Origin of the sequence: Bradyrhizobium sp. 1(2017), assembly GCF_011602485.2 — a bacterium.
GTDB lineage: Bacteria > Pseudomonadota > Alphaproteobacteria > Rhizobiales > Xanthobacteraceae > Bradyrhizobium.
Genome location: NZ_CP050022.2, coordinates 1,885,294 through 1,907,187 on the forward strand (window position 1 = coordinate 1,885,294; position 21,894 = coordinate 1,907,187).

A 21,894-nucleotide genomic window follows, 5' to 3' on the forward strand; every position below is an offset into this window, starting at 1 on the left:
AAGACGTCATGAACTTGGTTGGCCGCCATCGCGACCAAGGCATATGAACCAGGCCATGACCGCGTCAACGCCCCTCAATTTCCGCAAGATCGCTGCACTCGTCGCGGCGGCCGGCACGCTGTTCTGGCTCTACACCTTCCATTACATCGCGAATGTCCCGTCCGGCGACGGCAGCGGCTTTCAATGGCTCGCCGTGTTTCCGTTGGGTATGGTCTTCGGGGCGTTTTTCCTGCCGGCCTGGCTGCTGATTGCGATCGGCCGTTTGCCGCGCTTCACCATTGCCGTCGGCCTTTGCGGCCTGATCGCCTTTGCGATCATCTGGGCGCAGCTCCTCAACGAGATTCCGAAATCGTAAAATCGCTAGGACGCATCGAGGGCCGCCAGCCGCTCGGCCTCGGCGATGTCCTCGACCGTGTTGGCATTGAAGAACGGATCGAGTGGCTCGGCGGGCCACGTCACCGTCGCGAGCGGATAGCGTGCCGTCCAGCGGTCGATCTTGCGGAGGTCTTCAACGACCAATGCGTGACGCAGCTCGTCGCGTAAGGCGACGCGCCACAGGCCGATCACCGGATGTGACTGATCGCCTGATGCGGCGACCGCGAGCTCCGCGCTCTCGCGCTCTCGCGCCTCGTGCAGGCGGGCGACGAGGTCGCGGGGCAGGAACGGGCAGTCGCCGGCGGCGCTGAGCACCCACGCGATCTCCGGCCGGTTCGCCGCGGTCCAGTCGAGCGCCGCGAGAATGCCGGCGAGCGGACCGGGAAAGCCGGGCAGGTCGTCGGCGATCACCTGCAAGCCGAACGCGGCGAAGCGCGAGGGATCGCCGTTCGCATTGAGGATCAGCCCGCTGCACTGGGGCGAAAGGCGTGCGATCACGCGCTCCAGGATGGTGCGGCCGCCGATGGTGCGCATCGGCTTGTCGCCGCCGCCCATGCGCCGTGCGAGGCCGCCGGCGAGCAGCACGCCAAGAGTTGGTAGAATGCTCGTGGCCGGAAAACTAGTCGTCACCACCTTCACCCTTGCGCTTGTGCTTGGCCGATTCCTCCTCGACATAGGCGAGGTCCTGGTCGTAGACGATGCGTTCTTCGCCCGCGAGCACGATGAAGCGCTTGCCGCGGGTGCGGCCGACCAGCGTCAGCCCGACCTGCCTTGCGAGATCGACGCCCCAGGCGGTGAAGCCAGAGCGCGATACCAGGATCGGAATGCCCATGCGCACGGTCTTGATCACCATTTCCGACGTGAGGCGCCCCGTGGTGTAGAGGATCTTATCGGATGCGTCGACGCCGTGGCGATACATCCAGCCCGCGATCTTGTCGACGGCGTTGTGGCGGCCGACGTCTTCGGTATAGCAGAGCGGCGCGCCCTCCTTGCACAGCACGCAGCCATGGATGGCGCCGGCCTCCAGGTAAAGCGAGGGCATGGTGTTGATGGTTTGCGTCATCTGGTAGAGCCACGAGGTGCGCAGCTCCGCTTTCGGCAGCGCGACGCTCTCGACCGCCTCCAGGAGGTCGCCGAAGGCGGTGCCTTGCGCACAGCCCGAGGTCTGCGTGCGCTTCTTCAGCTTGGCCTCGAAATTGGTGTGGTGCGAGGTGCGGACGACGACGACCTGGAGATCGTCGTCGTATTCGACCTCGGTGACCACGTCATTGTATTTCAGCATGTTCTGGTTCAGCAGATAGCCGAGCGCCAGATATTCCGGATAGTCGCCGATCGTCATCATGGTGACGATCTCCTGCGAATTCAGGTAGAGCGTCAGTGGCCGCTCCATCGGGACCTTGATCTCGACCCTGGCGCCGGTCTGGTCGGTCCCGATCACGCTCTGGGTCAGGCGGGGGTCGTCCGTGTCAGGGACGATCAGGGGCACCGGGGTCTTGTCCATCTTCATCATGGCCACGACGTTAGCATGACATTCGGGTCAAGCCGATATATGCATGGCGGCGAGAGAGCGAAATGCCTCCGCGCGTCATTGCGAGCGAAGCATGCAATCCAGGATCGTTCCGCGGCGGCAGACTGGATTGTCCCGCTCGCAATGACGGGGAGGGGACGGTGGTTCCGTTGGCGAGCATTGGTTGCCGGAAAAGAGAGCTGGAATGAAGGTCATCGGCCTTGCAGGCTGGAGCGGGGCGGGCAAGACCACGCTGTTGACGCGGCTGATCCCGCATTTCAACGCGCAAGGTCTGCGCGTCTCCGTCATCAAGCACGCGCATCACCAGTTCGACGTCGACGTGCCCGGCAAGGATTCCTGGCGGCATCGCGAGGCCGGCGCGGCCGAGGTGCTGGTCGCGTCGTCAAACCGCTGGGCGCTGATGCATGAGCTGCGTGGCGCTGCGGAGCCGCGTCTGCCGGAGCTCCTGAGCAAGCTGTCAGCCGTCGATCTCGTCGTGGTCGAGGGCTTCAAGCGCGAGCCACACCGCAAGATCGAGGTGCATCGCGCGGCCAACGACAAGCCGCTGCTGTTCCCCGACGATCCCGGCATTGCCGGCATTGCGTCCGACGTCACGGTTGACACAAGGCTGCCGACTGTCCATCTCGACGATATCGAGGGCGCGGCGGCGCTGTTGCTGCGTGCGGCGATGCCGGTCGAGGAAGCGGTCGCAAGAAGCGCTGCGCTGCGCTGACGAGGCACCCATGGCGCAACTGTCTGACGATTGCTTTGCCTTCGGCGGGCCGATGATGTCGGTGGACGAGGCCGTTGGCTTGATCACGGCGCGCGTCAACGCCATCGCCGATCTCGAGACGGCGGCGCTGGTCGAAGCGGACGGGCGCGTGCTGGCGCGCGACGTTGCTGCGCCCCTGCCGCTGCCGCCGTTCACCAATTCCGCCGTCGACGGTTACGCCGTGCGCAACGCGGATATTCCCGATAGCGCGGAGCAGGCGTTGCCGCTCGACGGCCGGATCCAGGCCGGCGGCCTTGCACAGGCTGCGATCAAGCCCGGCCACACTGCGCGCATCTTCACGGGCGCGCCGATGCCGCCGGGCGCCGAAACCGTCTTCATGCAGGAGGATGTCCGCATCGACGATGCCGGCAGGATCGTGCTGCCGCCGGGGCTGAAGCCGGGCGCCAATGTCCGTCCGGCGGGCGAGGACATTCCGCAAGGGCACATTGCGTTGCGCGCCGGCCAGCGCCTGCGACCGCAGCATATCGCGCTTGCTGCCGCGTTCGGCCTGACGAGCCTCGATGTCGTCAGGCGCATCCGCGTTGCGGTGTTCTCGACCGGCGATGAACTGGCCTCGCCCGGCGAGCCGCGCACGGCCTCGCAGCTGTTCGATTCCAACCGCTTCATGCTGATGGCGATGTTGCGCCGGCTCGGCTGCGAGGTCAGCGATCTCGGCATCTTGCGCGACGAGCGCACGTCGCTCGCGACCGGCTTGAAGCAGGTTGCCGGCGGCCATGACTTGATCCTCACCACCGGCGGTGTCTCGACCGGCGAGGAGGATCACGTCAAGGCGGCGGTCGAGAGCATCGGCTCGCTGGTGTTGTGGCGGATGGCGATCAAGCCGGGCCGTCCCGTGGCGATGGGCATCATCGACGGCACGCCGCTGATCGGGTTGCCCGGAAATCCCGTCGCGAGCTTCGTCACCTTCGTCCACGTGGTGCGGCCGACGGTGCTGGCGCTGGCGGGCGCCCTGCCGGAGCCGCTTCTGCCGATCCCCGTGCGTGCCGCGTTCACTTACAGGAAGAAGGAAGGGCGGCGCGAATATGTCCGCGTCTTCCTGCGCAAGGGGCAGGACGATGCACTCGAGGTGACCAAGTTTCCGCGCGAGGGTGCGGGGCTCTTGTCGTCCCTGGTCGAGACCGCCGGCCTGGTCGAGCTCGGTGAAACCGTCACGGGTGTCGAGCCCGGGCAGAGCGTCGGCTTCCTGTCCTACGCCAGCCTGATCTGATGCCTCGTGCGTTGACGCCACCACTCGGCCCCGCCATGGTGCGGCGATGACCAGGACGACACTCGATCTCACCGGGCTGAAATGCCCGCTACCGGCCCTCAAGACGCGCAAGGCGCTTAAACCGCTCAGGGCGGGGGACCAGCTCGAAGTTCACTGCACCGATCCCCTTTCGGTGATCGATATCCCCAATCTGATCCGCGAAACCGGCGACAAGGTCGAGATCACCGAGCGCAACGAGGCGCGCATCGTGTTCCTGGTCGAAAAGGGCGAAGCCCCGTAGAAAGGCGAATATTCACGGCGGCGACGTTTGACTATGCTGCCACCGCGCGGGAAGCGGCCGGAACTTCGCTGCAATGCGAAAGGCGCCGATTATTGCGGTGGACGATCTCAAACCTAAGACATCGGGCATGACTTTCTCAACATCGAGGGCCAGCGCTGCCGCAAGTCCCGCGGTGGGCCGCGAGCCTGCCGTCAAGCTCGGCAAGACGAATACCGGGCCGGAGTTCAGCGCGCTGGCGCAGGCCTCCATCCTGATCGTCGACGACGAGCCGGGCATGCGCAATTTCCTGGTGCGCACGCTGGCGCCGCGCTGCAAGCTGGTGGACGAGGCAGCCGATACCGACCAGGCCTCGCGCAAGCTCGATTCCAACCGCTATGACGTCGTCATTCTCGACAACATCATGCCGGGCAAGAATGGCGTCGATTGGCTCGCCGAGCAGCGCGCCGTCGGCTTTTTCGCCGATGCCATCCTGATCACCGCCTATGCCGACCTCGACACCGCGATCCAGGCCCTGCGCGCCGGCGCGGCCGATTTCGTGCTCAAGCCGTTCCGCTCCAACCAGATCCTCAACGCGGTGGCACGATGCCTCGACCGGGTCCGCCTCCAGCGCGAGAATTATGTCCTGCGCTATGCGTTGCGTGCTTCGTCCGACCGCACCTTTCTGCGCGATAATCTGATCGGGGAGTCGGCAGCGACGTTGCGCGTGCGTGAGACCATCGCACGCGTCGCGGGCCTGCCGACCTCGATCCTCCTCACCGGCGAATCCGGCACCGGCAAGGAAGTGGCAGCGCGCTCGATCCATTCGCTGTCCGACCGCGCCGACAAGCCCTTCGTGCCGGTGAATTGCGCGGCGATCCCGCCCGAGATGATCGAGGCCGAGCTGTTCGGTCACATCAAGGGCGCCTTCACCGGAGCGGATTCTGGGCGCGAGGGTTTGTTCCTGTATGCCCACGGCGGCACGCTGTTCCTCGACGAGATCGGGGAGCTGCCGCTGCCGATGCAGAGCAAGCTCCTCCGTGTGCTCGAAGACCGTCGCGTCCGTCCGGTTGGCTCCGAACGTGAAGTTCCGGTCGATCTGCGGTTCATCTTCGCGACCAATGCCGAACTTCAGAAGGAGGTCGAGCGGGGCCGTTTCCGAGCCGATCTTTTCTACCGCCTGAACGTAATGCAGATCCGCCTGCCGCTCCTGAAGGACCGGGGCGACGACGTGCAGGAGCTTGCCGCCATCTTCATGAGCAAGCTGTCGGTTCAGCTCGGCATGCCGCCGGTGCCGATCGACGCCTCGGTGCGGGCGGCGCTCGCGAGCTATGACTGGCCGGGCAATGTGCGCGAGCTGCGCAATTTGATCGAGCGCACGCTGATCCTCGGCGCCTTCCCCGACGATTTCGCCGGCCTCCGCAACGACGGGCAGTCGGCGCCTGCCGACAGTCTCGCGGAGCTCGAGCGCCGTCACATTCTCGGCGTGCTGAAGGAGGTCAACGGCAATCGCGAGGAGGCGGCTCGGCGCCTCGGTATCTCGCGCAAGACCATCGACCGCAAATGCGCGTTGTGGGATGTCTGATGCTGCCGGCCGCAGCGGCGAGCTCGTGCGGGGACGCTCCGTCCGTTTCCGGCTGCTCGCGATCGCGCTGCTGCCGATGCTGGTCATCCTGCCGCTGCTGCTCGGCGTCGCGATCTATCGCTGGAACGCGAAATTCGACGCGACCCTGATCTCAAAGGTGAACGGCGATCTCACCATCGCCCACCAATATCTCGCCCGCATCCTGGAAAAGACCGGCGTCCAGCTCCGGGCGCTCGGCCTGTCGGCCCGCTTCCAGGAGGTGCTGGCGCCGGATGCGCGCGACTCCTTACGGGATCTGCTCGAGGAGACCCGCAAGGAAATCGGTCTCGATTTCCTGTATCTGACCAACGACCGCGGCGACATCCTGGCCTCATCGCCGCCGCTGCAGCATCAACCGAGAAGTGACTGGCCGATCATCAAGTCCGCGCTGTCGGGCGAGGTCCCTGCGACGGGCATCGACATTTTCGGCAATGACGAGCTCGCCGCGATTTCGCCGGCCCTGGCCGATCGGGCGCGATTGGACCTCGTGCCGACGCCGAACGCGGTGCCGACCGACCGCAGCACGGAAACGCGCGGCATGGTCGTGCATGCGGCGAGCCGGGCGATGCTGCCGGATGGAGGCGCGGCTGCGCTGGTCGGCGGCACGCTGCTCAACCAGAATCTCGAATTCATCGACACGATCAACGATCTCGTCTATCGCGCGGCGAGCCTGCCGGAGGGCAGCCAGGGCACCGCAACGCTGTTCCTGGACGATGTGCGGATATCGACCAACGTCCGTCTGTTCGAGGGACGGCGCGCGCTCGGCACCCGCGTGTCGGCGGCGGTGCGCTCGGCCGTGCTGGGCGAGGGGCGCACCTGGCTCGACAGCGCCTTCGTGGTCAATGACTGGTACATCTCCGCCTACGAGCCGCTGGTCGACAGTTACGGCAAGCGTGTCGGCATGCTCTATGTCGGCTTTCTGGAGAAGCCGTTCAGCGAAGCCAAATACCAGACACTGGTGATCATCATCGCGGCGTTCATCGCGATCACCGCCGCGACCGTGCCGATCTTCCTGCGCTGGGCGAGCTCCATCTTCATGCCGCTGGAGCGCGTCACCGCGACGATCAGCGAGGTGGAGCGCGGCAACCTCTCCGCCCGCACCAAGATGCCGGTGCTGGGCGACGAGATCGGCCGGGTCGCGGTTCATCTCGACAGCCTGCTCGACCAGATCCAGGAACGCGACCGACAGCTCCGGGAATGGAATGAGGAGCTGAACGTCCGCGTGCGGGAACGCACAAGGGATCTCGAGCACGCCAATCTCAAGCTCGAGGCAACCACCAAGCAGCTCATCATGTCGGAGAAGCTGGCTGCGATCGGCGAGATCACCGCCGGCGTCGCGCACGAGATCAACAACCCGATCGCGGTGATGCAGGGCAATCTCGACGTCATCCGTAGCGTATTCGCGGCCGATGCCGACAAGGCGAAGGTCGAGTTTCGCCTGCTCGACGAGCAGATTCACCGCATCAGCCAGATCGTGACCAAGCTGTTGCAGTTTGCAAGGCCGGAGGAGTATGCCGGCTATGTCGAGCGCCATGCGCCGACGAGCATCATCTCCGACTGCCTGCCGCTGGTGCAGCATCTCCTGAACAAGACCGAGATCGCCGTGGTCAGGGACGACCGCGCCAGCCGGCTGGTGCTGATGAACCGCAACGAGCTGCAGCAGGTCCTGGTCAATCTCGTCGTCAACGCCATCCACGCCATGCCGGACGGCGGAACCCTGACGCTGCGCTCCTTCGATGCCGAGCGCGAGGGCCATCAAGGCGTCGCCATCGAGGTCGCCGATACCGGCATCGGGATGAGCGCTGAGGTGATCGAAAAGATATTCGACGCCTTCTACACCACGAAACGGCGGCAAGGCACCGGGCTCGGCCTCTCCATCAGCCAGACGCTGATCAAGCGCCAGGGTGGGCAGATCACGGCGGAAAGCCGCGTCGGTTCCGGCAGTACATTCACGGTGTGGCTCCCGGAAGCAGCCTGATTGGACATTTTGTCCCAGGGTTTCAGGACATTCTGTCCGGCGCAGCACATTGCACTGCGGGAAGTCTTTGAATCGTCACGATGCGGCTTCTGGCACGCGCGTTGCTCATATCGAGACAGGGTGTTGAGGGGGGATGAGGGCGCGATAGCCGTCACTGCAACGCTGCTCGCGAGGCGAAGGACGTCGCCCGCGCTCAGCTGGTTGCTCGGCGCACATGACGCGATGCGCACCAGACCATTCCACTTCGACCTGAAGTCCGACCTGTCATGCGCGGCCGCCAGGCACGCACGACCGGTCTCAAACCGATGTGCCGGCAAGGCCGCGCTTGGGAGGTAATGCTTATGTCGACTGCCGATACCGTTCTTGCACCGGTTGGTGCCCCCGGCTTTCTCGATCGTGAACGCACGATCGCGACGGCCGGTTTCAATCGCTGGCTGGTGCCACCGGCGGCGCTGTGCATCCATCTGTGCATCGGCATGGCCTACGGCTTTTCGGTGTTCTGGCTGCCGCTGTCGCGCGCGATCGGCGTCACCGCGCCGAAGGCCTGCCCGGACATGCCGCTGTGGCAGGAGCTGTTCACCACCAACTGCGACTGGAAGGTCGCCAGCATGGGGTGGATGTACACGCTGTTCTTCGTGCTGCTCGGTATCGCGGCTGCGGTCTGGGGCGGTTGGCTGGAGCGCGTGGGCCCGCGCAAGGCGGGCTTCGTCTCGGCGCTCTGCTGGTGCGGCGGTCTGTTCCTCGGTGCGATCGGAATTTACACCCATCAGCTCTGGCTGCTGTGGCTGGGTTCGGGCGTGATCGGCGGCATCGGCCTCGGCCTCGGCTACATCTCGCCGGTGTCGACGCTCGTGAAATGGTTTCCGGACCGCCGCGGCATGGCGACCGGCATGGCCATCATGGGCTTCGGCGGCGGCGCCATGATCGGCGCGCCGCTGGCGAACCTGCTGATGAACTACTTCAAGACCCCGACCTCGGTCGGCGTCTGGGAGACCTTCGTCGCGATGGGCATCATCTACTTCGTGTTCATGATGATCGGCGCTTTCCGCTATCGCCTGCCGCCGCCCGGCTGGCAGCCGGAAGGCTGGACCCCGCCGGTCAAGGCCAATGCGATGATCTCGAAGAATAACGTCCACCTCAACGATGCGCACAAGACGCCGCAATTCTGGTTGATCTGGTGGGTGCTGTGCCTGAACGTTTCGGCCGGCATCGGTGTGATCGGCATGGCTTCGCCGATGCTGCAGGAGATCTTCGGCGGCAAGCTGATCGGCCTGCCGGACGTCGGCTTCAACGCGCTTGATGCCGGGCAGAAGGCGCAGATCGCGGCGATCGCCGCGGGCTTTGCCGGATTGCTCTCCCTGTTCAACATCGGCGGCCGCTTCTTCTGGGCATCGCTGTCGGACAAGATCGGGCGGAAGAACACCTACTACACGTTCTTCATCCTCGGCATCGTGCTCTATGCGCTGGCGCCGACCTTTGCGGCGATGGGCTCGAAGCTGCTGTTCGTGGTCGGCTTCGGCATCATCCTGTCGATGTATGGCGGCGGCTTTGCGACCGTGCCGGCCTATCTCGCCGACATGTTCGGCACCCAGTTCGTCGGCGCCATTCACGGCCGGCTGCTGACGGCGTGGTCGACCGCGGGCATCATCGGTCCCGTCGTGGTCAACTACATTCGCGAGTTCCAGCTCGCGGCCGGCGTGCCGCGCGACCAGCTCTACAACACCACCATGTACATCCTGTGCGCGATGCTGGTCGCAGGCCTGGTCTGCAACTACTTGATCAAGCCGGTCGACTCGAAGTGGCACATGAAGGACGCCGATGTCGCCAAGTTGCAGGCAGCGAGCGCCAGCGCTGCCGCTGCGGGGCCGCACGGCTCCTACGGAATCGGCTTTGGCGGGCTCGATGCCAAGGCAGCGCTGTTCTGGGCCTTCGTCGGCGTTCCCTTGGCTTGGGGCGTCTGGAAGACGCTGGAGAGCGCGGTCAAGATCTTCTGATCGCACATTCATCGCGAGCGGGAGCGCGCCAAGGGCGCGCCCCCGCCGCTCATTCGATTGTTTTAATCTGACCTCTGGGGGATTCGATGGTTCGTCAACTCGTTTGTGCCGCCGCCATGCTGCTGGTCGCCGGTGCCCTGCAATCCGCATCCGCACAGACCGCCGCGGCACCGGCCGCAACACCGCCCGCTGCGACCGAGACCAAGCCCGGCAAGATCAAGCTGACCGCGCAGAAGCTCAAGGACATGAAGGCCAAGTGGAGCGCCAACAAGTCGAAGCTCAAGGACTGCCGCAAGGACGTGAAGGCCAAGGGCCTCGCGGGCGACGATCGCTGGTTCTATATTGAGGAGTGCATGGGCAAGAGCTGATCGGTCCAGCACCGGGGCATGCAGGGTCATCTGCGGCCTCGAAGCGGGAGTGCGATACGATTTCGCTATCGCAGCATGGGAAGCCTTTATTGATCTCCAGGCCAATTCAGGCTTCGTTCTATCAGTTGGCGCGTTGCACGAACGCAGGGCCGTGTCCGGGCAGCGATCCCTGTTTGCCCTTGGGCCGCGCTTAACTACTTCCGCAAGCATGATAATTTACTTGGCATCTGGCATGCCAGGAGCTAGAACTGGAGCCGTTCTAAAAGACGAGATTGAGACGAATCGATGAGCGACGACGTGCACAAGATCCGCCCGTTCGAGCACCCCGGTGAGGGGCGCCGACGTGCCAAGGCCACCCCCAAAGGGCGCCAGGTTGATCCGACCGCCGCGCACGAGATCGAGCTTCTCCTTGGCGACAGGCCGCGGCGTCGCGATCTCTTGATCGAATATCTGCACCTGATCCAGGACAAGTACCATCAGATCTCGGCGGCGCATCTGGCCGCGCTCGCCGACGAGATGAAGCTCGCCTTCGCCGAGGTGTTCGAGACCGCGACCTTCTACGCCCATTTCGACGTGGTGAAGGAAGGTGAGCCTGACATCGCCCCGCTGACGATCCGCGTCTGCGATTCGCTGACCTGCGCGATGCTCGGCGGCGAGAAGCTGCTCGAGGATTTGCAGAGCGCGTCGGGCCCCGGCATTCGCGTGGTGCGCGCGCCCTGCGTCGGCCGCTGCGATACTGCGCCGGCTGCCGAGGTCGGACACAATTTCGTGGACCACGCTACGGTGGCCGATGTGATGGCGGCGGCGAAGGCTGGTGACACCCACGCGCATCTGCCGAACTATGTCGGCTATGAGGCCTACGTTGCCGGCGGCGGCTACAAGCTGCTCAATCGCCTCCGCTCCGGCGAGCTGTCGAAGGACGACTTTCTGAAGGCGCTCGACGACGCTTCGCTTCGCGGTCTCGGCGGCGCCGGCTTCCCGACGGGACGCAAATGGCGCGCGGTGCTCGGTGAGCCCGGCCCGCGGCTGATGGCGATCAACGGCGACGAGGGCGAGCCCGGCACGTTCAAGGACCGCGTCTATCTCGAAAGCGATCCGCATCGCTTCATCGAGGGCATGCTGATCGGCGCGCATGTGGTGCAGGCGAGTGACGTCTACATCTATCTGCGTGATGAATATCCGGCCTCGCGCGAGATTTTGGAGCGCGAGATCGCAAAGCTTCCACCGGGCGGACCGACGCTGCACATGCGCCGCGGCGCCGGCGCTTACATCTGCGGCGAGGAATCCTCGCTGCTCGAAAGCATCGAGGGCAAGCGCGGCCTGCCCCGGCACAAGCCGCCTTATCCGTTCCAGGTCGGCCTGTTTGGCCTGCCGACGCTGATCAACAACATCGAGACGCTATGGTGGGTGCGCGACATCGTCGACAAGGGTGCCGACTGGTGGAAGGGCAATGGCCGTCATGAGCGCCATGGCCTGCGCAGCTTCTCGGTCTCGGGCCGCGTGAAGAACCCCGGCATGAAGCTGGCGCCCGCGGGCATCACCGTACGCGAGCTGATCGACGAATATTGCGGCGGCATGGCCGACGGCCATCAGTTCTACGCGTACCTGCCGGGCGGTGCATCCGGCGGCATCCTGCCGGCGTCGATGGACGACATCCCGCTCGATTTCGGGACGCTGGAGAAATATGGCTGCTTCATCGGCTCGGCCGCGATCGTGATCCTCTCGCAAAAGGACAGCGTGCGCGCGGCGGCATTGAACCTGATGAAGTTCTTCGAGGACGAGAGCTGCGGTCAGTGCACGCCGTGCCGTGTCGGAACCCAGAAGGCGGCGCTGCTGATGCAGAAGCCGGTCTGGAACCGGGCTTTGCTGGAAGAATTGAGCCAGGCGATGCGCGATGCCTCGATTTGCGGGCTCGGACAGGCGGCGTCGAATCCGCTCAGCTCGGTGATCAAATATTTCCCTGACGAGTTCAAGGAAGCGGCGGAATGACCAAGATTACGTTCGAGCTCGACGGCAAGCAGGTCGAGGCCAAGCCCGGCGAAACGATCTGGCAGGTCGCAAAACGCCAGGGCCGCGAGATCCCGCATCTGTGCTATTCGCCCGCGCCCGACTATCGGCCCGACGGCAATTGCCGCGCCTGCATGGTCGAGATCGAGGGCGAGCGGGTGCTCGCCGCATCGTGCAAGCGCACGCCGTCGGTCGGCATGAAGGTGAAGACCGAGTCCGCGCGCGCAACTGCCGCCCAAAAAATGGTGATGGAGCTGCTGGTCGCCGACCAGCCGGCGCGCGAGACCTCGCACGATCCGGAATCGAAGTTCTGGCACTGGGCCGAGTCCACCGGCGTCACCGAGAGCCGCTTCCCCGCCGCCGAGCGCTGGGCGACCGACGCCAGTCATCCGGCGATGCGCGTCAATCTCGATGCCTGCATCCAGTGCGGCCTGTGCGTGCGCGCCTGCCGCGAGGTCCAGGTCAACGACGTCATCGGCATGGCCTATCGCAGTCACGGCTCGAAGATCGTGTTCGACTTCGACGATCCCATGGGCGAGTCCACCTGCGTTGCCTGCGGCGAATGCGTGCAGGCCTGCCCGACCGGCGCTCTGATGCCGGCGGTGATGCTCGACGAGGCGCAGACCCGCGTCACCTATGCCGACAAGAAGGTGGATTCGCTGTGCCCGTTCTGCGGCGTCGGCTGCCAGGTGACCTACGAGGTCAAGGACGAGAAGGTGATCTATGCCGAGGGCCGCGACGGCCCCGCCAATCACAACCGTCTCTGCGTCAAGGGCCGCTTCGGCTTCGACTACATCCACCATCCGCATCGACTGACCAAGCCGCTGGTGCGGCTGCCGAACGCGAAGAAGGATGCCAACGACCAGGTCGATCCGGCCAATCCCTTCACCCATTTCCGCGAAGCGAGCTGGGAAGAAGCGCTCGACATCGCCGCCAGGGGCCTCGTCAAGATCCGCGACGAGAAGGGCGTCAAGGCGCTGGCGGGCTTCGGCTCGGCCAAAGGCTCGAACGAAGAGGCCTATCTGTTCCAGAAGCTGGTGCGCACCGGTTTCGGTTCGAACAATGTCGACCATTGCACGCGACTGTGCCACGCCTCCTCGGTCGCGGCCCTGTTCGAAGGCCTGAGCTCGGGCGCGGTGTCGGCACCGTTCGCCGCCGCGATGGACGCCGAGGTCATCATCGTGATCGGCGCCAATCCGACCGTGAACCATCCGGTCGCCGCCACCTTCATCAAGAACGCGGTCAAGCAGAACGGCGCCAAACTGTTCGTGATGGATCCGCGCCGCCAGACGCTGTCGCGCCATGCGACCAAGCATCTGCAGTTCAAGCCGGGCTCCGACGTCGCGATGCTGAACGCGATGATCAACACGATCATCACCGAGGGCCTGACCGACGACCAGTACATCGCCGGCTACACCGAGGGCTTCGACGACCTCAAGGAGAAGATCAAGGAGTTCACGCCGGAGAAGATGGAGCCGATCTGCGGCATCCCGGCGCAGACACTGCGCGAGGTCGCGCGGACCTATGCGCGCGCGAAATCGTCGATCATCTTCTGGGGCATGGGCATCAGCCAGCACGTCCACGGCACCGACAACGCGCGCTGCCTGATCGCGCTCGCGCTGATCACCGGCCAGGTCGGTCGTCCCGGCACCGGCCTGCATCCGCTGCGCGGCCAGAACAACGTGCAGGGCGCCTCCGACGCCGGGCTGATCCCGATGTTCCTGCCGGACTATCAGCCGGTCAGCCGCGACGATCTGCGCGGCAGCTTCGAAAAGCTCTGGCAGCAGGATCTCGATCCCGTCCGCGGCCTGACCGTGGTCGAGATCATGAACGCGATCCATGCCGGCCAGATCACGGGCATGTATATCGAGGGTGAGAACCCCGCGATGTCCGATCCCGATCTGCAGCATGCGCGTCACGCGCTGGCGATGCTCGATCATCTCGTGGTGCAGGATCTCTTCGTCACCGAGACCGCCTTCCACGCCGACGTGATCCTGCCGGCCTCGGCGTTCGCCGAGAAGGACGGCTCCTTCACCAACACCGATCGCCGCGTGCAGCTGGCGCGCCAGGTGATCAAGCCGCCCGGCGATGCGCGGCAGGATCTCTGGATCATCCAGGAGATCGGCAAGCGCATGGGCCTGCCCTGGAATTACGCCGGCCCCGGCGACGTCTTCACCGAGATGGCAGAGCTGATGCCGTCGCTGAAGAACATCACCTGGGAGCGGCTGGTGCGCGAAGGCGCGGTCACCTATCCCGTCGACGACCCGAACAAGCCCGGCAACGAGATCATCTTCACCACGGGCTTCCCGACCGCGAGCGGCCGCGGCAAGATCGTGCCGGCCAAGGTCATCCCGCCGGACGAGATTCCCGACGACGAATATCCGATGGTGCTGTCCACCGGGCGCGTGCTGGAGCACTGGCACACCGGCTCGATGACCCGCCGCGCCCAGGTGCTCGACCAGATCGAGCCCGAGGCGGTCGCGTTCATGTCGCCGAAGGACATGCGCAAGAAGAAGCTCACGCCCGGCGATTTCATCCGTCTGGAGACCCGCCGCGGCGCCGTCGAGGTCAAGGTGCGCTCCGACCGCGACGTGCCGGAGAACATGGTGTTCATGCCGTTCTGCTACGCGGAAGCGGCGGCGAACCTGCTGACCAATCCGGCGCTGGACCCGTTCGGCAAGATCCCGGAATTCAAGTTCTGCGCGGCGCGCGCCGAGCGTGCCGAGATGCGGGACGCGGCGGAGTAAGGCTCCGCCGTCGCTTGGCTGTGCACGCCGCCGGCGCCAATCTCGCTGTCGTCCCGGCGAACGCCGGGACCCATACCGCGTGATCTCTCAATGGTCGGCGGTCGTAGTCCCGGGCCACGAGTCTTCGCCAAACTGCTCCCTGGGGTTATGGGTCCCGGCGTTCGCCGGGACGACGCCGTGGGTGTGACGCTCATCTGGGCCCACACCGTCATTGCGAGCGCAGCGAAGCAATCCAGGCTGTCTTCGCGGCGAGATTCTGGATTGCTTCGTCGCTTCGCTCCTCGCAATGACGGTGCTAAACGTGCTCCATGTCCAAGGTCACCCCCGCCACTCGAGCACTTGATGCCGCCGGTGCCGCCTTCACCGTTCACGTCTACGATTACGATCCTGACGCCGAGAGCATCGGACTGCAGGCCGCAGCTGCGCTCGGCGAGGATCCCGCCCGCGTCCTGAAGACGCTGATGGCGCAGGTCGACGGCAAGCCGGTCTGCGTGGTCGTGCCGTCGGACCAGGAAGTCTCGATGAAGAAGCTAGCCCAAGCTGCGGGCGGCAAATCGGCGCAGATGATGAAGCCGCCCGAGGCCGAACGCGTCACCGGCTACAAGGTCGGCGGCATCAGCCCGTTCGGCCAGCGCAAACCGGTTCGCACCGTGATCGAGCAGCGCGCGCTCGCGCATGATCAGGTTTATCTCAACGGCGGTCAGCGCGGGCTGCAGGTGCGGCTGAGGCCGGCCGATGTGCGGGACGTCCTCAAGGCGGTCGTGGCGGATGTGCTGGCGTGACGGCAATCGGGTGGGAACATGAGATGGCCACGGCTGCCGTGGCTCGCGGTGCTGCTCGGTATTGCGCTTCCGGCTGACGCGCATGAGGTCAACCTCGTAACGGCGCGCGCGGCGCTGAGCCCCGATCGCACGGTGAGCATCGAGCTCGGATTGAAGGGCAGCGATGTCGATCGCCTGATTGGCACAAGGATTTATGACGCGAGACGGGATGCGGTCGATCCTGCCGCGGTCGAAGCGGCCAGGTCCGCCATCCTCGCCTATATGGGCGCGCACCTGGCTGTGACAGGCGGTGGCAGAGGCTGCTTGGCCACAGATGCAGCGATCCTGGCCGACGGCGACGGCATCGTCTATCGCCAGAGTTTTGCCTGCGCCGACGCCGCCGGCGACATCATCTATCGCTCCGCCGTGCTGACCGAGAAGGACCCGGCCGCGCGACAGATCGTGCTGATTGCGCAGGGCCGCTCGGAGGCGCAGGCCTTGCTCGACGCCGGCAATACGACAGTCACGCTCTCGACCGCGCCGCCGTCGCTGTGGTCGACCATGCAGCGCTACGTCCTCACCGGCATCGAGCATATCTTTCTCGGCTACGATCACGTCGCGTTCCTGATTGCCGTCGTGCTGTGGGCGAGACGGCTTCTTCCCGTCGTCAAGATCGTGACGGCCTTCACCGTGGCCCATTCGATCACCCTGTCGCTGGCCGCGCTCGATGTCCTCGTCGTCCCGAGCCGCATCGTGGAGCCTGCGATCGCGGCCTCGATCGTCTTCGTCGCCGTGGAGAACTTCTTCTCGCGCGATGTCGACAGGCGCTGGCGCGTGGCTTTGCTGTTCGGCTTGATCCACGGTTTCGGCTTCGCCGGTGTGCTTCGCGAGATCGGGCTGCCGCCGAACGCCGCGGTGCCGGCGCTCGCGGCCTTCAACATCGGCGTGGAGATCGGACAGGTCGCGATCGTCGCGGTCGCGCTGCCGATGCTCGGCCTGTTGGACCGGCTGACCACGGCCGACCGGACCGCGCCGGCGAGGGCGGCGGGACTGGTCTACACGGTCTCCGCCGTGATCAGCCTGCTCGGCGGCTATTGGCTGATCGCGCGCGTCTTCGAGGCTTGAGCTCAGGCCTCGTCGCCGGCAAGACAAGCTCCATCTCTTCCACTCCGGCTCTTCAGCTCCGGCCTGTGCCCGTCACAGCTCGCCGTCCCCAGGCTTCTGCCCACTTGAGTTCGCGCAGGAGGACTGTATAGAACTGGAATATAAATAGAATAGTGTTCTATCAGACAGAACGCTCTCGAGCGAGGAACGAAACGATGGAGTCCGAACGCGTCCGTCAGAACGACGGCTCACCGGTGCCGTTCACACCCGATGCCGTCATCGCAGCCTTCAACACGATTCCTGATCTGCTGGCCCGCGACGAGGCCCTGACCGCCCGGGGCCGCTGGCTCGATGTCGATTGCCTGCTCGGGCCGAGCACGCACCCATTTCACCTCGCGATTCGGGCCGGACGGATCGTGGACATGGCGCCGGCGCCAGTGCTGATGCGCTCCTGGCGTTTTGCCTATCGCGCGACGCCTGCTGCCTTCGCCGCATACTGGCAACGGATGCCGCCGGCGGGCTGGCACGATCTGTTTGCGCTGACCAAGCGCGGGCAGGCGACGCTCGAAGGCGATCTGCATCCCTTCATGGCGCATCTTCAGTATTTCAAGGATCTGCTGGCGCTGCCTCGGCAGAACGGCTTTGGAGGCGTGTCATGAGCGGCTTCATCGAGCCGATCGTCGGCCGCTACGTGCATGTCGACATCGACGGCGAGATCAACAGGATCTATTTCGAGGAGAACGGCAGCGGCATTCCCCTGGTTTGCCTCCACACTGCCGGCTCCGACGCGCGGCAGTGGCGACATCTGCTCGTGGATGACGAGTTCACCAAGAATTTCCGCATCATCGCCTTCGACATGCCCTGGCACGGCAAGTCCAATCCGCCGGACAGCCGATATGACAGCGAATACCGGCTGACCACCGCAAGCTACACGGCGACGATTCGTGCCTTCTGCAATGCGCTTGGGCTGGAGCGGCCGGTGGTGATGGGTTGCTCGATCGGCGGTCGCATCGTGCTCAATCTCGCGATAGAGCACGCCCGCAAGTTTCGCGCTCTGATCGGGCTCGAGGCCGCGGACTTCCAGCAGCCCTGGTACGACACGACCTGGCTGAACCGGCCCGACGTTCATGGCGGGGAGGTGTGCGCCGCATTGGTGTCGGGCCTGATCGCCCCCGGCGGCCCCGAGGCTGCACGTGACGAGACGCTGTGGGGCTACAAGCAAGGCGGTCCCGGCATCTTCAAAGGCGATCTCTATTTCTATCGCGTCGATGGTGATCTGCGCGGGCGCACCGGCAGCATCGATGTCAACCAGTGCCCGCTTTATCTCCTGACCGGCGAATACGATTTTTCCTGCACGCCGGAGGACACGCTGCGGACCGCTGCCGGCATTCCCGGCGCGAAGGCCACCGTCATGGAGCGGCTCGGCCATTTTCCGATGAGCGAGAACCCAGGCCAGTTCCGTCGCTACATCGCGCCGGTGCTGCAGGACATCCTCGATAAGCAATAGTTGTAAACGGGAGGCGTATGTTATGAAGTTGCGTTGGATGATCGCGGCCGTTCTGGCTGCACAGACGGGGGCCGCGGTTGCGGCCGACAATGTCATCAGGATCGGCGTGCTCAACGACCAGTCCGGTGTGTTCGCCGACAACGGCGGACGCGGCTCGGTCGCCGCCGCAAAGCTCGCCGCTGAGGATTTCGGCAACGAGCTGCTCGGCAAGAAGATCGAGATCGTCTCGGCCGACCATCAGAACAAGCCGGATATCGCATCGGCCACCGCACGCAAATGGTTCGACAATGAGGGCGTCGACATGATCGCGGACGGTGCGGCCTCCTCGGCCGGCTTTGCCATCCTCGAAGTCGCCAAGCAGAAGAACAAGATCTTCGTCATCTCGGGTCCGGGCTCATCCGATTTCACCGGAAAGTCCTGCTCGCCGGTCAGCTTCCACTTCAACTACGACACCTATGCGCTGTCGAAGCTGACCAGCGACGCGATCACGCGGGCCGGCGGCAAGACCTGGTATTTCGTAACGGCCGACTACGCCTTCGGCCACGCGCTTCAGCGCGATGCCACGAAGTTCATCGAGGCCGCGGGCGGCAAGGTGATCGGCTCGGCCGCGCATCCGCTCGGCACCGCCGACTTTGCCTCCTTCCTGTTGCAGGCGCAGGGCTCGAAGGCCGACGTCGTCGGCCTTGCGACGTCGGGCGCGGACGTGCAGACCGCGATCAAGCAGGCGGGTGAATTCGGCATCGTCGAGGGTGGCCAGAAGCTCGCCGGCCTCCTGGTTTTCATCACCGACGTGAACTCGCTCGGCCTGAAGGTCACCCAGGGCTTGCAGGTGACGACTTCGTTCTACTGGGACCTCAACGAGCAGACCCGGGCCTGGTCGAAGCGCTACGCCGCCCTGATGGAAGGCAAGGTCGCGAGCATGGTGCAGGCCGGCGTCTATAGCGGCGTCCATCACTACCTCGCCGCCGTAAAGGCAGCCGGCACCACCGATGCGACCGCCGTCGCGGCCAAGATGCACGAGCTGAAGGTCAACGACATGTACAACAAGGACGTTGCCATTCGCCCCGACGGGCGCGTGCTGCACACCATGTATCTGGTGCAGGTGAAGAAGCCGGAAGAGTCCAAGTACAAGTTCGACTATTACCGGATCGTCAGCTCCAAGCCGGGCGACGAAGTGTTCCGGCCGATCAGCGAGGGCGGCTGTCCGCTGGTGAAGTAAGTAGGTCGGCCGGGCGGGATCGACACACCGCCCGGCCGCGCAGGATTTTCGAGGGAGAGTAAGGAATGTCTGGTTCGATTGGGTTCATCGGTCTTGGCGTCATGGGCGAGCCGATCTGTCGCAACCTGTTGCGAAAGAGCGGCCGGGCGGTGCTTGCGTTCGACCTTGCCGCGGAGCCGCTGGCGCGGATCGTGGCCGACGGAGCGACGGCAGCGAAGTCGGTCGGGGATATCGTCGCCGGCGCTGAGACGATCTTCCTGTGCCTGCCCAGCGCCAAGCACGTGATGTCGGTGTTCGAGAGCATCCTGCCTGCGGTCAGGCGCGGCCAGACCGTGATCGATCTCGGCACGTCCGACGTCGGCCAGACGCGTTCCTTCGCCAAGCAGCTTTCGGACAAAGGCGCGCTCTGGATCGATGCGCCGATCGCCCGCACCCGCCAGGCGGCGCAGGACGGCACGCTCAGCGTCATGGTCGGCGCGACGACCGAGCAGTTTGCCGCGGTCGAGCCGCTGATCCGGCATTTTGCCACGGATGTCACCCTCTGTGGCGGAACCGGCGCGGGGCAGGTGACGAAGATCCTCAACAACATGGTGCTGTTCGAGACCGTGAATGCGCTGGCAGAGGCCGTTGCAATCGCCAAGCACAGCGGCGTCGAGCCGAAGCTGCTGCTGGAGACGCTGTCCAAGGGATCGGCGGACAGTTTTGCCCTGCGTAACCACGGCATGAAGGCAATCGTCGCCAAGGAGTTTCCGCTGCGCGCCTTCTCGACCGAATATGCAATGAAGGATCTCTCCTACGCGCTGGAGCTGGGTGCGCAGGCCGGGCTCGACCTGCGGGGCGCGGCGCTGATGCGCACGATCTTCCAGGAGACGATCGACAAGGGCATGGGCGATGCGTATTTTCCCGTCATCGCAAAGCTCATCGATCCCTCCGGATTTCCCCAATAGGAGACCGCATGCCTTCGCCCGGCGTTGCAGCCGTCGACCGCGCTCTGAGCATCCTGGCGGCCTTCGAGGATGCACCGGAGCCGATGACGCTGGCCGAGCTCGCCCGGCGCACCAAGATGTACAAGAGCACGCTGTTGCGGCTGATGACGTCGCTCCAGGAATTCGGCTATCTCGTGCAGTTCGCCGACGGGCGCTATCATCTTGGTCCGACGCCGTTCCGGCTCGGTGCGGTCTACCAGCGCAGCAACAATCTGCATGATCGAGTGATGCCGCTGTTGCGCCAGCTCGTGGCTGACGGCACCGAGAGCCCCTCGTTCCACGTCCGGCACGATGCCAAGCGACGGCTGTGCGTCTTTCGCGTCGATTCCCAGCATTCGACCCTCGACCGGGTCGAGGCTGGCATGTTGCTGCCGCTCGATCGCGGCGCGGCCGGCCGGGTCATCCTCGCCTTCGACGGTGAGCAAGGCGCAGGCTACGACGAGATTCGAGAGGGCTGCATTGCCGTGTCCTTTGGCGAGCGCGATCCCGATTGCGCCGGGCTGGCCTGCCCGGTGTTCGGTCCCGATGGCAAATGCGCCGGCGCCTTGTCGCTCTCGGGGCCGAAGCCGCGCTTTACGCGCGACAACATCAAAGCGATGACGTCGCTGTTGCTGAAAGCCGCGATCCGGCTGACGCGCGCGCTGGGCGGCCCGACCGAGCTGCTCGACAATGCCTTGCCGGCGCCGGCTGAAGGGGCGCGTCCCGCGCGCCGGGTGAGGCGCTAGTCGTTCTACTGCTTCTGCAACAGCTTGAGCCGGCAGCGCAGCGCTTCGCGGATGTGCGCGCGCGCGAGCCGTTCCGCCGTGTCGCCGTCGCGCGCCGCGATCGCGTCGATGATGGCCTGATGCTCGTCGTGGCTGGTCGAGGGGCGGCCCGATACGGTGAAGGTGGTTGGGCCGAGCAGGGCGATCCAGTCCTGCAGCTCCCGCGAGGCATTGTCGAGATAGCGGTTGCGCGCGGCGCGGCAGACGGCCTCGTGGAAGGCGCGGTTGAGCCGCGCCATCTCGGCCGCATCGGTCGAAGGCGCATCGACAAAAGCCTGCTCGATATCGCGGAGCGCGCCGATCTCCGGTGGTGAGGCGTGGTCGGCGGCGAGGCGCGCGGCGGCGCCTTCCATGATCTCGCGCATGGCATAGAGCTCGAGCACCTCGGAGATGTCGAGATTGCGGACGATCAAGCCGCGGCCACCGGCAGGCTCGACGAAGCCGCGCGCGGCGAGCCGGCCCAGGGCTTCGCGAACCGGTGTGCGGCTGACCTTCAATCGCTGCGCGACCTCCTCCTCGCGCAGGCGGTCACCCGCGCGGTAGCTGCCGGCTTGGAGCGCCTCGCAGAGCGACCGGAACACGGCTTCGCCCAATGCGACACCGCCGCCACGCGCGATGGATCCACCTGCTTTTGCCGGGCGTCTGGCCATTGTCCCCTCGAGGCGCATCCTGCCCATGCAGAGAACGCCGCTTGCAT

General features: G+C 65.2%; 20 protein-coding genes. 17 read left to right on the forward strand and 3 right to left on the reverse strand.

All coding sequences use genetic code 11. The features are described from left to right. The first annotated feature begins 55 nt into the window (after positions 1-55). Complete coding sequence (locus HAP40_RS09070; RefSeq protein ID WP_166818132.1) at positions 56-355, forward strand: hypothetical protein; 300 nt, start codon at positions 56-58, stop codon at positions 353-355. Positions 356-360: 5 nt separating this feature from the next. Here the strand turns inward: HAP40_RS09070 and mobA are convergent, their stop codons facing one another. Both mobA and fdhD read right to left on the reverse strand, forming a co-directional pair. Beyond that, entirely contained in the window at positions 361-1,050 is a 690-nt protein-coding gene (mobA, locus tag HAP40_RS09075; protein WP_414645378.1) for a molybdenum cofactor guanylyltransferase MobA, read from the reverse strand. Then, entirely contained in the window at positions 995-1,885 is an 891-nt protein-coding gene (fdhD, locus tag HAP40_RS09080; RefSeq protein ID WP_166819572.1) for a formate dehydrogenase accessory sulfurtransferase FdhD, read from the reverse strand. Before fdhD ends, mobA begins: the two co-directional genes overlap by 56 nt. 202 nt (positions 1,886-2,087) lie before the next feature. Between fdhD and mobB the strand changes: the two genes are divergently transcribed. The 16 genes from mobB (at position 2,088) to HAP40_RS09160 (ending at position 21,158) form a co-directional block, all read left to right on the forward strand. Continuing rightward, positions 2,088-2,615 (forward strand): molybdopterin-guanine dinucleotide biosynthesis protein B, encoded by a 528-nt coding sequence (gene mobB / locus HAP40_RS09085; protein ID WP_166818130.1) that lies wholly within the window; start codon positions 2,088-2,090, stop codon positions 2,613-2,615. Positions 2,616-2,625: 10 nt separating this feature from the next. Then, positions 2,626-3,882: a gephyrin-like molybdotransferase Glp gene (glp, locus tag HAP40_RS09090; RefSeq protein WP_166818129.1), complete on the forward strand. Its 1,257-nt coding sequence runs from the start codon at positions 2,626-2,628 to the stop codon at positions 3,880-3,882. 46 nt (positions 3,883-3,928) lie between these two features. Further along, positions 3,929-4,162 (forward strand): sulfurtransferase TusA family protein, encoded by a 234-nt coding sequence (locus HAP40_RS09095; protein ID WP_166818128.1) that lies wholly within the window; start codon positions 3,929-3,931, stop codon positions 4,160-4,162. Positions 4,163-4,289: 127 nt separating this feature from the next. Then, entirely contained in the window at positions 4,290-5,723 is a 1,434-nt protein-coding gene (locus tag HAP40_RS09100; protein WP_166818127.1) for a sigma-54-dependent transcriptional regulator, read from the forward strand. After that, positions 5,716-7,740 (forward strand): sensor histidine kinase, encoded by a 2,025-nt coding sequence (locus HAP40_RS09105; protein WP_166818126.1) that lies wholly within the window; start codon positions 5,716-5,718, stop codon positions 7,738-7,740. The genes HAP40_RS09100 and HAP40_RS09105 overlap by 8 nt, the downstream gene beginning before the upstream one ends. A gap of 341 nt (positions 7,741-8,081) precedes the next feature. Further along, a complete protein-coding gene (locus tag HAP40_RS09110) occupies positions 8,082-9,734 on the forward strand; it encodes an L-lactate MFS transporter (RefSeq protein ID WP_166818125.1) in 1,653 nt (550 codons plus the stop codon). An 86-nt stretch (positions 9,735-9,820) separates the two neighbouring features. Next, positions 9,821-10,102 carry a hypothetical protein gene (locus HAP40_RS09115; RefSeq protein WP_166818124.1) on the forward strand — a complete coding sequence of 94 codons (282 nt, stop codon included), beginning with the start codon at positions 9,821-9,823 and terminating at the stop codon, positions 10,100-10,102. Positions 10,103-10,387: 285 nt separating this feature from the next. Beyond that, positions 10,388-12,091, forward strand: a complete 1,704-nt coding sequence (locus tag HAP40_RS09120) for an NADH-ubiquinone oxidoreductase-F iron-sulfur binding region domain-containing protein (RefSeq protein WP_166818123.1) — start codon at positions 10,388-10,390, stop codon at positions 12,089-12,091. Next, positions 12,088-14,856, forward strand: a complete 2,769-nt coding sequence (gene fdhF / locus HAP40_RS09125) for a formate dehydrogenase subunit alpha (protein ID WP_166818122.1) — start codon at positions 12,088-12,090, stop codon at positions 14,854-14,856. The genes HAP40_RS09120 and fdhF overlap by 4 nt, the downstream gene beginning before the upstream one ends. A 308-nt stretch (positions 14,857-15,164) precedes the next feature. Next, complete coding sequence (ybaK, locus tag HAP40_RS09130; RefSeq protein ID WP_166818121.1) at positions 15,165-15,638, forward strand: Cys-tRNA(Pro) deacylase; 474 nt, start codon at positions 15,165-15,167, stop codon at positions 15,636-15,638. 18 nt (positions 15,639-15,656) lie between these two features. Then, entirely contained in the window at positions 15,657-16,742 is a 1,086-nt protein-coding gene (locus HAP40_RS09135; RefSeq protein WP_166818120.1) for a HupE/UreJ family protein, read from the forward strand. Between the two features lie 194 nt (positions 16,743-16,936). Beyond that, the gene (locus HAP40_RS09140; RefSeq protein ID WP_166818119.1) at positions 16,937-17,380 is read left to right on the forward strand and encodes a hypothetical protein; all 444 of its coding nucleotides are present in this window, start codon (positions 16,937-16,939) and stop codon (positions 17,378-17,380) included. Beyond that, positions 17,377-18,228 (forward strand): alpha/beta fold hydrolase, encoded by an 852-nt coding sequence (locus HAP40_RS09145; RefSeq protein ID WP_166818118.1) that lies wholly within the window; start codon positions 17,377-17,379, stop codon positions 18,226-18,228. The genes HAP40_RS09140 and HAP40_RS09145 overlap by 4 nt, the downstream gene beginning before the upstream one ends. A 22-nt stretch (positions 18,229-18,250) precedes the next feature. Continuing rightward, positions 18,251-19,447 carry an ABC transporter substrate-binding protein gene (locus HAP40_RS09150; protein WP_166818117.1) on the forward strand — a complete coding sequence of 399 codons (1,197 nt, stop codon included), beginning with the start codon at positions 18,251-18,253 and terminating at the stop codon, positions 19,445-19,447. Positions 19,448-19,512: 65 nt separating this feature from the next. After that, positions 19,513-20,394: an NAD(P)-dependent oxidoreductase gene (locus HAP40_RS09155; RefSeq protein WP_166818116.1), complete on the forward strand. Its 882-nt coding sequence runs from the start codon at positions 19,513-19,515 to the stop codon at positions 20,392-20,394. 8 nt (positions 20,395-20,402) lie between these two features. Further along, a complete protein-coding gene (locus HAP40_RS09160; RefSeq protein WP_166818115.1) occupies positions 20,403-21,158 on the forward strand; it encodes an IclR family transcriptional regulator in 756 nt (251 codons plus the stop codon). 5 nt (positions 21,159-21,163) lie between these two features. On the opposite strand, the gene HAP40_RS09165 is transcribed toward HAP40_RS09160, so the two are convergent. Continuing rightward, complete coding sequence (locus tag HAP40_RS09165) at positions 21,164-21,847, reverse strand: GntR family transcriptional regulator (RefSeq protein WP_166818114.1); 684 nt, start codon at positions 21,845-21,847, stop codon at positions 21,164-21,166. Positions 21,848-21,894 lie beyond the last annotated feature (47 nt).